This window comes from Nostoc sp. DSM 114160, from assembly GCF_053470305.1.
Genome location: NZ_JBPFGO010000001.1, coordinates 335,796 through 349,002, shown reverse-complemented (window position 1 = coordinate 349,002; position 13,207 = coordinate 335,796). Strand labels below are relative to the sequence as shown.

At 41.9% G+C, this 13,207-nt stretch carries 10 protein-coding genes and 1 pseudogene; 7 read left to right on the top strand and 4 right to left on the bottom strand.

The window, feature by feature from the left end; genetic code table 11:
• Positions 1-82: 82 nt before the first annotated feature.
• Complete coding sequence (locus NSTCB13_RS01685; RefSeq protein ID WP_448271190.1) at positions 83-3,094, top strand: pentapeptide repeat-containing protein; 3,012 nt, start codon at positions 83-85, stop codon at positions 3,092-3,094.
• A 116-nt stretch (positions 3,095-3,210) separates the two neighbouring features.
• Here the strand turns inward: NSTCB13_RS01685 and NSTCB13_RS01680 are convergent, their stop codons facing one another.
• Positions 3,211-3,657, bottom strand: a complete 447-nt coding sequence (locus NSTCB13_RS01680; RefSeq protein ID WP_322710661.1) for a Fur family transcriptional regulator — start codon at positions 3,655-3,657, stop codon at positions 3,211-3,213.
• Between the two features lie 806 nt (positions 3,658-4,463).
• Here NSTCB13_RS01680 and NSTCB13_RS01675 point away from each other — a divergent pair.
• Together NSTCB13_RS01675 and NSTCB13_RS01670 are read left to right on the top strand one after the other, a co-directional pair.
• A pseudogene (locus tag NSTCB13_RS01675) lies at positions 4,464-4,935 on the top strand (CRR6 family NdhI maturation factor).
• 438 nt (positions 4,936-5,373) lie between these two features.
• Positions 5,374-6,102 (top strand): class I SAM-dependent methyltransferase, encoded by a 729-nt coding sequence (locus NSTCB13_RS01670; RefSeq protein ID WP_445629915.1) that lies wholly within the window; start codon positions 5,374-5,376, stop codon positions 6,100-6,102.
• A gap of 353 nt (positions 6,103-6,455) precedes the next feature.
• On the opposite strand, the gene NSTCB13_RS01665 is transcribed toward NSTCB13_RS01670, so the two are convergent.
• Complete coding sequence (locus NSTCB13_RS01665; protein ID WP_445629916.1) at positions 6,456-7,415, bottom strand: glycosyltransferase family 9 protein; 960 nt, start codon at positions 7,413-7,415, stop codon at positions 6,456-6,458.
• Positions 7,416-7,484: 69 nt separating this feature from the next.
• Between NSTCB13_RS01665 and ispD the strand changes: the two genes are divergently transcribed.
• The 3 genes from ispD (at position 7,485) to NSTCB13_RS01650 (ending at position 9,547) form a co-directional block, all read left to right on the top strand.
• Positions 7,485-8,168 carry a 2-C-methyl-D-erythritol 4-phosphate cytidylyltransferase gene (gene ispD / locus NSTCB13_RS01660; RefSeq protein WP_448271189.1) on the top strand — a complete coding sequence of 228 codons (684 nt, stop codon included), beginning with the start codon at positions 7,485-7,487 and terminating at the stop codon, positions 8,166-8,168.
• Positions 8,169-8,446: 278 nt separating this feature from the next.
• A complete protein-coding gene (scpB, locus tag NSTCB13_RS01655; RefSeq protein ID WP_322710665.1) occupies positions 8,447-8,989 on the top strand; it encodes an SMC-Scp complex subunit ScpB in 543 nt (180 codons plus the stop codon).
• 210 nt (positions 8,990-9,199) lie between these two features.
• Entirely contained in the window at positions 9,200-9,547 is a 348-nt protein-coding gene (locus NSTCB13_RS01650; RefSeq protein ID WP_094347414.1) for a DUF760 domain-containing protein, read from the top strand.
• A gap of 97 nt (positions 9,548-9,644) precedes the next feature.
• Here the strand turns inward: NSTCB13_RS01650 and NSTCB13_RS01645 are convergent, their stop codons facing one another.
• Positions 9,645-10,853 carry an HhoA/HhoB/HtrA family serine endopeptidase gene (locus NSTCB13_RS01645; RefSeq protein WP_445629918.1) on the bottom strand — a complete coding sequence of 403 codons (1,209 nt, stop codon included), beginning with the start codon at positions 10,851-10,853 and terminating at the stop codon, positions 9,645-9,647.
• A gap of 323 nt (positions 10,854-11,176) precedes the next feature.
• Between NSTCB13_RS01645 and NSTCB13_RS01640 the strand changes: the two genes are divergently transcribed.
• Entirely contained in the window at positions 11,177-12,067 is an 891-nt protein-coding gene (locus NSTCB13_RS01640; RefSeq protein WP_448271188.1) for a LysM peptidoglycan-binding domain-containing M23 family metallopeptidase, read from the top strand.
• A 64-nt stretch (positions 12,068-12,131) separates the two neighbouring features.
• Here NSTCB13_RS01640 and NSTCB13_RS01635 read toward each other — a convergent pair whose 3' ends face one another.
• Positions 12,132-13,169: an isochorismatase gene (locus tag NSTCB13_RS01635; RefSeq protein WP_448271187.1), complete on the bottom strand. Its 1,038-nt coding sequence runs from the start codon at positions 13,167-13,169 to the stop codon at positions 12,132-12,134.
• Between the last annotated feature and the right edge of the window lie 38 nt (positions 13,170-13,207).

Here is a 13,207-nt window from a genome sequence, read left to right as displayed (position 1 = left end):
TTTGTCTTCCCCATTGTCACCTGTTTTCGCAAACTGATAAATCGATCGTAATTGCCATAAACAGCTTTCACTGTGTGATTAAATGAACCTGAGTATTCGGCACTGGTTGGCAGAACGCCATATCGCAATCAATCAAATCAGAGGGTTTTCTGAGGGGCAATTGGCAGGTATTGCCTACCAGATTGTTCAGGATATGGAACTCAAAAGCCTGATGCCTTTTGATATATGTACCTTGGTAGAGGTTTTAGAACTGCCCTTAAGTATTGTTTGGGAAGAAATCAGTGTCATTTCCCAGCTGACAGAAAAACTGTTGCGTAGCCTCAGCCAAAAAAAACCGTTAAAACGTAACGAAGGGACGTGGTTAGCGTTTCAAATTGCCTATCTTCAAGCTTTACAAGCAATTCTAGAGCAGGAAGCAAGCTTACAAAAACCGTGGTTAGACCGGGCAATTATACCCATACAAGCACACATACTTAAAGAGGATGTGGGTAAATTCATCCTCCAAGATCCGCAACTACAAGGATTGCTAAAAACTCTTAGCCCAGGTAAATTAACTGATACTCAAGCTGAACAAGCACTGTCTTCGGTTGCAGATTCATTGCTGGTGCAACAAATAAATAACGCTGCTATCGCTTGGTTAGTTGCCAATGGTGCAGAGGAACCGGAAGCGAAACTTCTAACACAGCGTTTAATCAACTCACTTCCTGGTGACATATTAGTAGTTGTCACCGAGAATGCTGCACCTTTAGCCCAACTGCAAAAATTTTTCCGTTTGGGGATTTCATTATCTCCCAGTTTCATTACCCCAGAAGTTGGTTCTACAGTCAGTGAAAAAATTGATTTGCACCGAGAACATTACCGTGCAAGTTTGATTAAAAACCTCAGTATCCCTTTGCTAATGGAATCCTTTGCGCTTAAGGATATCTATGTGCCACAAAAAGGCTTACCAATAGAGGAAAATATTTCTGAGCAGGATAAAAAAGCTGTTAAACCAGTTGATTTAAAAACATGGGCACAGCAACAGTTAACTGATTTAGAAACGATCGCTGTTATTGAGTCAGAACCGGGTTATGGAAAAACTAGTTTTTGCCAACTTTGGGCAGCACAGGTAGCACAGGAATTGTACCCTACTTGGATACCTATAGTAATTAGGTTGCGAGATGTAAAATATGGTAAAACTTTAATCGAAACTCTAAATTCTGCCTTTGCTGTTAATCTTTCAACTTGGTTAGAGCAAGAAAATCTCCCTTGTCTGTTGCTGCTGGATGGTTTGGATGAATTGCCCCATTCTGCTCAGGGTATCAGGGCACAAGCAATTTTTATTCAACAATTACTGAACCTTCAATCTCAGCACCGCCACAAAATTGTGTTGACAAGTCGCTCAACGACTTTACCAGAAATCGTCTCGGAACTACCGCTATTGTTGAAGCGAATTATTATTCAGCCATTGGATGTAGACGAATTTAAGCAATGGTTTCAACAGTGGGCAAAAGTGCAATCATTACCGATTGCTCAAAATTTCTTTACATTATTAAAACAGGCAGGGTTATTTGCTAACCAATCAAAGTTAAGCGAATTATCTCCCCTTATCCGTCAACCCTTAATGCTGCATTTGTTGGGCCTCTTGCACCGCGAGGGATTGCTAGATGATGAACTATTGCAGTTAGCAGCTAATACCCAAAAGTCTTTTCTATTATGGGAAATTCATCATCGTCTGAGTCGATGGTTGTTGGGTTATCCGCTAATTGGTGGGATCAAGACGATGTTACTGCGTTCGGGTACGGCTCATATTCATCGGACTCCAGAAGCGATCGCTAATTTACTCGCTAATCGTCATCCCCAAGATTTACTCGAGCAGATGCAAGCGATCGCTCTCAAAATTTTACACTCGCAACGTCATCAAATTAATCTAGCTGGTGAATTTAATACTTTACCAGGGTTTTATTTTAAAATTTGGGATGTAGAAAGCTCAGGCGAAAGCGCAGCAAAAAGTAGTTTAATTGAGTTTTCGCATCTCAAGTTAGGAGAATCTCTTTGTGCAGATGCTGTTGCTGCCCAACTTAAACTTCTGACTCAGTACCAAGATGAGGCTTATGGCACGCCCACTTTTGTACTCGATCCCAGTAGCGTAGCCCAGAATATTTATAATTTACTAGGTTACGGGATACTTAGCCAAGAAATTGAAGAACTAGCGATCGCCGGATTGCGTCGCCAGCAAAAACACAAATTTTCGTTTGAAGTTTTGTTTCAACGTCTTTTATCTTTCTGGCGTGCTTACTGTCAAGGACGTTGGTTAGATGAGGGGATAGCCCACAACGCTTTGACTAATTTTCATGCACTGCAAAACCCTGTGAATGTTGAACAGGTGAATGCTGCGGTGGGACTGAATGTATTTTTATTGCTTTGTGCTTGCTACCGAGAAACAAAAGTTCCATTTTGGCCTTGTGGGAATCCAGTCAATTTAACAGAATTCAACCCAGAAGTGCTGAGTGTGCTAATTGCTAGGACAATGGTTTTGCATAAAAGCGCTTTTGCAACCCGAATCAAGTCTCTGTCTGGACTCAATTTATCGGGAGCCTCTTTATCGCAAGTGATGTTAACCGGGGTAAATCTTGAGCAAACAAATTTATCTAATGCGGAGTTAACAGGTGCGAATTTGGTTGGAGCCAATTTGCAACAGGCGAACCTCGCAGGCGCGAACTTACAACACGCAAATCTCGCAGGAGCGAATCTACAACAGGCAAATCTCACAGGTGCAAACCTGCAACAGGCAAACCTGATCGGGACAAATCTTAATTCTGCCGATTTCACCAACACCTGCTTATTTGAGGCCATCCTTGCTGCGAGTGACAAAAAATTGGCCGCTGATAATGGAGCCTTGTTCTCTAAAGAGTTGTTTCAAAAACTGAAATATTTGCGATCGCAGCAGCCCTTTTTAAACACTGTAAAAATCATGCCAAACACAAACCTTAACTGGAACAAAACCCCTGCGATCGGACTAATTGAAAGCTGTGAAGGTGCAATTTTGTCAGTAGACTTAGATGATGATGTCGATGATGAGACAGTTTTTGGCAAGAATTCGATTGGAGAATAGGGCATTGGACATTGGGAATAAACTTGGGGATAAGGGAAAGGGAAAGGCTTGTTGCAAGTTCTAACTTTAGTCACCTTGTCCCCTTGTCCCCTTTGTTTCCCTTGTCCCCTCTGCTCCTAGCCCTCCTCCGGATTGCGGTAGCCAAAAAAGTTAATACTATAGTCAGTAATCCGCACTCCTGTTTCTTCTTCAATTTTGCGGATCAAATCTTCTGGTAGTTCCACATGAACATCAAGAATTTGATTTGTATCCACACAGTTTATGTGACTGTGAGAGTCGCTAATGTTGCCGTACAAACGCCCATCACAGCGTTCAATACACTCAATGATTCCTTGACTGGATAATGCTTCTAAATTTTGATAAACAGAGGTATGACCGATCTCTTTGCCTTGTTGGTTCAAGCGATCGTAAATCTCTCTTGCAGCAAGATGTTCATTCGCTTGCCAAAGTAATTCCAGAATAAAGCGACGTTGACGACTAACGCGCATACCCAGGATTTGACAGCGCTCAAGTGCATCTTCTAAGGAACGAATTGGTCTTGTAGTAATTGTTTGTTTTTGCATATTACAGCTTGTTAACTGTTGGGAGAATTTTCCCGTCTAAATGTTTATTGGTTATTTAATATAGGACTCGTATTTGATTGCGTGAAAAAAACTCAGTACACATTTATTCCTTCTTCCTATTCCCTATTCCCTATTCCGTGTTCCCTCCCTACGCAAATAATTTCTCCAAATCAAAGCGGATTCCTATATATGCAATGATATTGCGCACCGCTGTCTCACCTGTACTTATGTTTTGGCTTTTGATGCTGTGAAAGTGACAGGTGGCGATTATGATTTTTTTTGCTTGTTGACGGCTACTTTGTCAGACCTTCATCTAAAACAAACTCATTACAACTTTAACTTAAAATTACTGTAAATGTCCACCTTGGGGCAGGGCTTACCCAAGTAGACTAATTCTAATGGCATACCATATTAATAGTGTAGTAATTCTTTAGTTATATATTAAGTAATTATCTCAATGACAAAAGTAATATTTGATTTTAGTAAACATCGGTGAAGTGAGTCGCGTAGGCGAGCATTTACCGCAGCCATCGCTAGTGGCTCATATCAAGGCTATTAATGGATGTATATTTGTGATAATCAACGAAAATTAAGCAAAAGTATCAAATAAATTTGAGCAAGGTCAGACTTGTGTTTAAACCTTATATGAGTTGACGAAATTATTAGCAAAAAGTATCAGTAAATACTAATTGATTTATGAAAAAGACTTTGTGCGATCCAAAGTCAATGTAGCGTCAATCCCTGAAAGCTGCTACTGTATATTCTCGATCCTACAGTTGAGCATCAAGAAGGTGGCTGCTAAATCAATGACAATTGCGATCGCACTCAATAATGACTTTATTAACAATCTGGATCTGTCCCCTGCATCAGGGGTGATTGAAAAAATGCTGCAAGATGGGGTTGCATCCCACGAACAGCAGCTACGCTTTGATGTAAATTACGACCTCCAGCTTGGCGACCCCACGGGAACTCTCAGAAATTCCAGAGGTGCGTCTGTGGTTTGTGCGTCTAGATGCCAAATATCCCTGGTTGCCATTTTTACTAGATTGGAAAGCTGGGGAATTTGCCCGTTATGCCGCCATGCTTGTACCACACCAGTTCAGTTCTCAAGAAGGTATTCAGTATAATCCCGAAGCCTTAGAGATATTTTTGATGCACAAAATCTTTATTTTAGGTGATTGGCTCAAACAACAAAACATACCCAGCCTCTCGCGCTTAAAGTCTATGGCGCAAATTCTAGGCTATGAATTAGATGATGCTTTTTTTGAAATATTTTAAATAGCTAATAGGTGATGGAAGAATTTTGAGAAAATTTTCTTCGTTTGAGTGGACTGTGTGAGGTTATTCTTCTTAGATTGCAATATTGTTCAGTTAAGCCCTAAATCCTCTGTAGAGAAGCGTTAGCGCCTCGACACAAAGGATAATTTTGGGTCTCTATTTGCCGAAATCAATACTAAAAACTTAACTGAATCGTATTAATGCATACTATATTTTGCGATATTTAAAACATCCTCTAAGGATGAAATTTTTATCTATCTAAAAAGATATTTTTTAAATTAACCATAGCAAATATGCTGAGAATAGAAACCTGTTTCTTATATAGTAAGAAATCAGGTTTTATTTTATACTGTTTGATTAAAACGTTTTCAGTAGTTCGCAAGATCCTGAAAGAGCAATTTTGTAATCAAACAAGCTTGATAAAATGAGGGTTTGAGAATGACAAATTTAGTACCTGAGCGTGCAACATCTGAAGAAGAACGTTTCCAAGATGACTATTATTCTTACTTTGAATCCCCGGAAAATGTCACTCGATACACACCGACAGGTGGTTTTTTAAGTAACGCTTTTCCTGAAAAATCATTCTCTTTATTAGATTTAGGATGCGGTAATGGGGCTTTAAGCAAATATCTTCCGGCTCGATGTGACTATCTAGGAGTCGATCACAGTGAATTAGCTATTGAAAAATGTATAAAAACTTACCCAAATAGGAATTTTATTACCAAAGATTTATCGCTTTTCCTGTCTGAACTTGTTGAAGATAATCAAAAATTTGATGCAGTCGTGCTAGCGGGTTTGTTATTTCACAGCATTAACAAAGATACCCAAGAAAAAAAAGACGATCAAGAAATTATTCAATTTTGCCTGAATAAAATACTAAACGACAAAGGATATCTTGTTCTGATAGTACCTTTTTGCTACGGCGATCATCCATCTCACACTTTGTTTGTTCGAGCAGAGTGGCTACAAAAATCAATAGAGAAAATGCTAGAAATTGCTAATGCAAAAATTGTTCACGAGAATATATCTCTACAAATTGGTTTGGAAAAGAGGGTTCGAGAGCAGAAAGCGACTCCTGATTGGTTTGTTTCCGATAGTAATGCTGATTATCCCAGTATATTTGTGGGAACATATATGGCAAGCTGGACATTTATTGCTTGCCTCTAATTAATACCATTTTGGATTTTAGATGAGGAATTTGACCTGTAGAGATGCGAAATTGTACTTTATCTTGCTGAGTGAACGCATCTCTAAAGATTTTGGATTTAACTGTTAGAAAGACGCGATAAATCGCCGTCCATACAGGAAATTTATCGGTCAATTAGTTCTTGACAGATTACTAGAATAGATAGATTTGTCTAAATAAAAACTGAAAGCCGTTCCCAACTTGTGACAACGGCTGAGTGATAAATTATAGAGCTTTTCATTTTTATGCAATATATTCACCTCTCTCTTGCAAAGAGAGAGGTTTTGAGGCTTACTGTCTGTTCTAGGTATCTAAGTTTGGGAAAACTACTGCTTTAGCCACCCCAAATTTTCTCTAAAACTGTGTTTGGTGAAATATCCGCCGTTTTTCCCGTAAGGGATTCAATAGCTAGGAATTTATCGTTTTTCGGCAACAATTTAGCTGGATTGCTGGGTCCAAAGATGGCAATGGTATAAGTTTGGACTGCAACACTCAGTTGTAGCGCCGCGCTATCAGTAGATAACATCAAATTTGCCCCAGCAATTATGGCAGTTAACTTACCAATATCATCTGGGGCAGTCACCTTGATATCTGGAGAAGACTCCAGAAGCGATCGCACAAACAGCTCATCATCAAGTCCCTTAATAACCACCACAGGCAGATCGGGCTGCTTTTGTTGGAAGGCTTGAATAATTTGCTGCCAATTCTCGACAGGGTAGATTTTATCTAGTTCTTTAGCCTGTAATAACTGGCCAGAACCGCCATAAATCAAGATATAGCCTGTTTCATGAACCCCTAAACGTTTTTGTTCGTTTTGTGCCCACTCAATATCTGGTTTTGGTACATTTACTGCTAACTCTGGGACAGGGCTATTTATTTCCAACGGTTGCAGCAAGTCGTGATATACTGCTGCCACATATTGGGATGGTTTAAACGGCACAGTATGGGTAAGAAAACCCGATCCTTTGCCTTGGTAGCCAATACGTATAGGAATTCCCGTCAACCAGAGTAAAAGACCTACCAACCAATTTTGCTCAACAATAATAGCAACATCGTATTCGCGATCGCGAATCGTCCCCACTAAATTACCCCAATCTGCCAGACTGTTACGGTCATTAAAATCAAAGTTCAGCACCTCGTGAACTGATTTGCTCACTCGGTAGGCAGCCTTTGACCGGGGTTCAACAACGACATCTATCTGAGCATCAGGGTAATGGCGCTTCAGGTCATCTAGAGTCGGAAAGAAGAGAATTTGGTCGCCAATTCCGCCAGGTACAAGGGCTACTACTCGCATAATATTTATTGACGCTTACTCGCTCCCTATTTTAGGGGAAAATATATAGCTTAAAGATTGAGGAATTCTGTGTATTTACTAATTCCAGCTGCGGGAATCGGAAAAAGAATGGGGAGTAACCGCAATAAACTCCTTCTAGAAGTGCGATCGCAACCAATTATTGCTTGGACTTTATTAGCCGCAGAAGCCGCCAGTACAATCAGTTGGATCGGGATTATTTCTCAGTCTAGCGATTGGCCAGAGTTCAAAGCAATTATTGCCGATCTAAAGCTGACTAAACCAGTTGAATTAATTCAAGGTGGCTCCACCCGCCAAGAATCTGTTTACAATGGCTTGCAATCTCTGCCAATAGCCGCAGAACAAGTGTTGATTCACGATGGTGCTAGATGCCTGGTAACACCAGATTTATTTAACTCTTGTGCCGAGGCCATTCGCCACTGTCCCGGTTTAATTGCTGGTGTACCCGTCAAAGACACCATCAAAATTGTTGATGAACAAGGCATAATTCAAGAGACACCCGACAGACGACAACTATGGGCGGCACAAACTCCCCAAGGATTTGATGTCAAGTTGTTGAAACAGTGCCATGCTGAAGGAGTCCGTCAAGGTTGGGAAGTAACCGACGACGCCGCCTTATTTGAAAAGTGTGGCATCGAAGTCCGAATTGTCGAGGGAGAAGAGACAAATTTAAAAGTGACCACTCCACAAGATTTAGCGATCGCAGAATTTATTCTCATCAGTAGAGGCTTATGAAGAGGCAGAGGGGCAGGGGGCAGGGGAGACAAGGAAGACAAGGGGGACAAGGGGCAATTTATTGAACAAGTCTCTCCCAAGTCTCCCCCCTCTTTCTTGTCCACCTTGTCTCTTCTCCATGCCCAATGCCCAATTTGAAATAGTCAAAAAATATTTTGACAATTTAGGATATAATGCCACACACTTGTTGATTGTTAGTTGTCATGTACTAATGACCAATACTTCGACTACGCTCAGTACAAGTGACTAATGACTAATGACTAACGACTAATGACTAAATGATTACAGCCACAGCGACGAAGATAGAAGCAATTCTCTATTTAAAGGGTAAACCCTTGTCGCTCGGCGAAATCGCCGAGTATGCCGCGTGCGATCGCGCCACTGTCAAAGAAGGCATAATTGAACTAATGGACAACTATGCCCACCGAGATAGTGCCCTAGAGGTAGTAGAAACCCCAGATGGTTATAGTTTGCAACTCCGGTCTGATTTTCATGACTTAGTGCAAACGATGATACCAGTAGAATTGGGTGTAGGTGCATTGCGAACTTTGGCAGCGATCGCCCTTAATAGTCCCATACTCCAAAGCGACTTGATTAACCTACGCGGTTCAGGAGTATATCAGCACGTCCCAGAACTCGTTGAACTTGGTTTCATCCGCAAACGCCGAGACAGCGATTCTCGCTCCTACTCACTCCAAGTAACCCCAAAATTCCATCAGTATTTCCAAATCGAACAACTTCCACAAATACTTTCTACAAGTCAGAAGGAAGAACAATTAGAACTAGAACTAGAACTAAAGGCAGTGGCAAGTAGAGAATAGGGAATAGGGAATAGGGAACACGGGGAAGAATAAAAATTACCTCTTTCCCCTATGCCTCCTCTACTCCCTGCCCCCTGCCCCCTGCCCCCTGCCCCCTGCCCCCTGCCCCCTGCCCCACTCCCCTCCTCTAGACTTATACCCGTGGTGAATGCGCTACTCTTGTACTATGGTTTAGAGTAGAGTTAGCAATTAAGCTAAATAAAACTGCCAATGGTGTTTAATCCTGACTTTTTGAATGACAACTCCGAGGAACACCCTAATCAACTTCTTTCCGACCACTCTGAGGAATACCCTAATCAGTTACTCAAATATCTACAGCATCAGTCTCCTGATGTTTTAGCTAGGGTTGCTCAGTCCGCCAGCCCCGAAATTAAACAAATCATCTCGCAAAATGTCCAAGGGCTAGTGGGAATGCTCCCGGCAGAAAATTTCAACGTGCAAATCACAACAGATCGGGAGAATTTAGCTGGACTTCTAGCGTCGGCAATGATGACGGGGTATTTTCTGCGCCAGATGGAACAAAGAATGCAGTTAGAGCATTTGTCTAATGGTCAATAATTAATAGTCAGTAGTCAAAGATTTTGGGATTATTGACCAAATAATGACTAATTCGTAATTCAAAATGACGCTCTCTATGAATTACGAATTATTTTGACTACTTCTTTTCAGGATAAGCTCCTGATTGTACTTTGAAGGTTTGAACTTTACCGCTGCGATTGACTTCGATCGCTATTATGTCTCCAACTTTGCTCGACTCTACCAGCCTCTGAACTTGGGCTGAAGTTTTGACAGGTTTCCCGTTAATTTTTTGAATCACGTCTCCAGGAAGCAGTCCTCCACGCTTTGCTGGGGAATCATCTGTGACTCCTTTAATCACAATTCCAGCATCCTGTTGAATATTTAGCTGATTTTCTTGATTAATCTGCTGTTTTCTGATAGGAGAAAGGTCTGCCATTTCAACACCCAAGAAGGGATGTTCTACACGCCCTTTAGTAAAAAGTTCATTAGCGATGCGGGCGGCGGTTTCAATGGGGATGGCAAAACCAAGTCCTTGAGCATCAGCGCGAATGGCAGTGTTAATGCCAATCACTTCGCCTTGGGCGTTTAATAAGGGGCCACCAGAATTACCAGGGTTAATTGCAGCATCAGTTTGGATAAAGCTGACTCGCTTATCGGGGACACCAACTTGAGTACTAGTGCGATCGGTAGCGCTGATGATACCGATAGTGACAGTATTATCTAAACCCAGAGGATTGCCAATAGCGATCGCCCATTGCCCTGGGATCAGGTTTTGCGAATTGCCCAGTTTTACCGTCGGCAAATCATTCGCTTTTATTTTCACTACCGCCACATCTGTCACAGAATCAACTCCTACCACCTTCCCCTCTAAACTGCGACCATCTTTGAGGGTAACTTGCACTGTATCTGTATCTGCTACTACATGAGCGTTGGTGAGTAATTCTCCATCATCGCTCACAATAAATCCCGATCCTGTACCGCGCTCAATGCGTTCTTGAGGAATTGGTTGGTCATCCTCTCCAAAGAATCGCCGCAAGATGGGATTTTTCAAAGCGTCAGAGATAGGATTGGCTACTTTGCGAGTCGCATTAATTCGGACTACAGCCGGGCCAACTTTTTGCACTGCCGTCGCAATAAAATTCACGTTGTCGCCACCAGTAAGCCCAATAGCTCCGTTAGGAGAATTCGGAACTACGGATTCTGGAGGCGAAGCCATTGTTACATTTTTTAGCTGTTGGAACGAGCGATTTTGGGGAATGAAATAGCGACTGCCAAACAAACCTGCACCACCGCCAATTACCAGTAAAAACACATAAACCGCCAGTTGCTTTAAGGATAACTTCATAATTGTTTTGCTCAAGAACAGCAATGCAGTTGCTAATTTCTAAGTGTAGTCAAGCGAACGGCAAGTGGACAGATCAATTTACGAGAAATTAGGGATTGGGAATTTGTCATTTGTCATTTGTCATTAATTATCCTCCCCTGTCCACTGCTCTCTGCTCCTCGGTCACTGAGCGACTTGCCTTGAGTTTCGACTGCGCGGTAATCGAGCGAAGTCGAGATTCAACTACCGCGAAGTCGAAAGGAGCCGAAGTGCTGCTCCACTGCTCCCCAATTCCCATTCTTCCCATCTAAAATCTAAAGTTAATGCGCTCTTGACCTTTATACATGACTTTACCCTTTCGTCAACTATTTCTCTGTAGCTTAAGCGCCTTGGGCCTAGTAAGCATACTGCCATACTCAAACAGTGCTAACGCTGCTGTAAGTGGTTGCTCAACTCCAGCTCTATCTCGCTTCCAACGTCATAAAGTTGTTCGTGGCGAAACTTTGGAGAGTATAGCGCAGCGCTACAATCTCATTCCGACAACTATTATTGGCATGAATCCAGCTTTGCAGAACGGTGCACCTGCCGCTGTTGGTAGTGTGCTTCAGATTCCTCCCTACAATGGGATTGTAGTCGAAGTACCTCGCGGTCAAACTTGGCGACAAGTGGCGGCACAATATAAAGTTCGTGCTGATAGCCTGTTTGAGGTGAATGGCTGCCAACAAAACCCCAGAATCGTGTTTGTTCCGGGGGTAAATTGGTCGCCCAATGGTGTTGTAACTAAGGCCCCTTTACCTACTGATGCAGGTACACCAAACCGCGCATCTTTGTCTGGATATCCCTTAGCACAAGTAGCAACTGTCGGATTAGCTTACGGCTGGCAAATAAATCCTGGGACAGGTGAAGTTTTCTTCCATAGTGGTGTTGACTTATTAGCACCAGTTGGGAGTAATGTGGTAGCGATCGCACCTGGAACTGTAGCCTTTGCCAGCGATCAAGGTTCTTATGGCAAGTTGGTCATTATTAACCACAATGGCGGACTCCAAAGCCGCTACGCCCAGCTTGACAGTATCAAAGTTACTGTCGGTCAGCAAGTGAAAAAAGGAGACTTACTAGGAACAGTAGGCACTAGTGGAAAACCAAGTTCCACTCAACCGCATCTCCATTTTGAAGTGCGTTCTAGCTCATCTCTGGGTTGGGTAGCAGAAGATCCAAAGGGCTATTTGAAAAAATGAAGTTCGTTTTGAAACGCAGAGGAAATCTCTGTGTTCCTCTGCGAAACCTTTGCGCTCTTTTGCTTTAAAAAAAAGATGCTATATTTTCGCTAGATTTGACGATGTGCATTCCTGCCTCTGTAAACCTTTTAAATGCTGCATCTGCCTGTTCTGTGTAGTCCACAACACCGGGGACAACAACGGGGGAAGTGGAATCTTCTAACAGATAGATTTTTTTGGCAAGGGTAGCATCTACCTGTTTAATTTCTGTTAATAAATCGTCAATTGTCCAAGCGACACAATGACTTTTAGCTTGACCGCCAATAATTACTGCATCATATTCTAAAAGTTGTTTAATCAGGCGCGTGTTTTTTTGAGCGAGTGGACGTTGTTCAAAATCTTCTAACACCTCTGGGCGTAAAATAGAATAGTTTTCTGTTAAAGGATTTTCACCTTTGACTTCAAATTGCGTTTGACTCTGACGCGCAATACCGTGGAAAAATATCGCTTCTTCTACCGATGAAACTAAAGCATGACCAATACCACCCAACATAGAATGATAAGGCCAAACTGTGAGGGGATATTTCCCATCTTGACTAAGTTTTTTAAGGTAATGGTAAGCGTGTTTTTCTAATAATTCATAATCTCCATTAGTAACACTGTTAGCAACTGCTGGGTTTACTTTCCAGATACCTTTTTCAATATCTGCTGGTGTGATACTAGTCGCTGCTGGAGTTGGATGTTCTCCCGTAGCGTTCACCCAAAAGATCGGATGGAAAATTTGCGTTGCAGTGTGAGTATCTAGGGTTGGTACAATTTTCGTGATGATTCCCAAGTTTCGATAGATAAACTCAGATAATCTGACGTTATCATCCACCGCCGCATGACCGGATTTTCCACCTACAAATAATTCAAATCCAGGGATGCAGAAGGTGTTTTGGACATCAATTAACAGTAGGCAAATACGAGTTTTATCTAAAGATGCAGGTTTGATATCGTGTTGTTTTGCCCAGATTTCACCTTCGGCGGCACGTTCTTGGTAAGGTACGCGCCAGACTTCGCCGACTTTATCGGGGTTAAAGTGTGGAGGAATTGGTAGTTGGGGTGTTATTTGGGTGTTCATAATTACAGCCGCTTTTATTCTGTAATAACATCTATGAT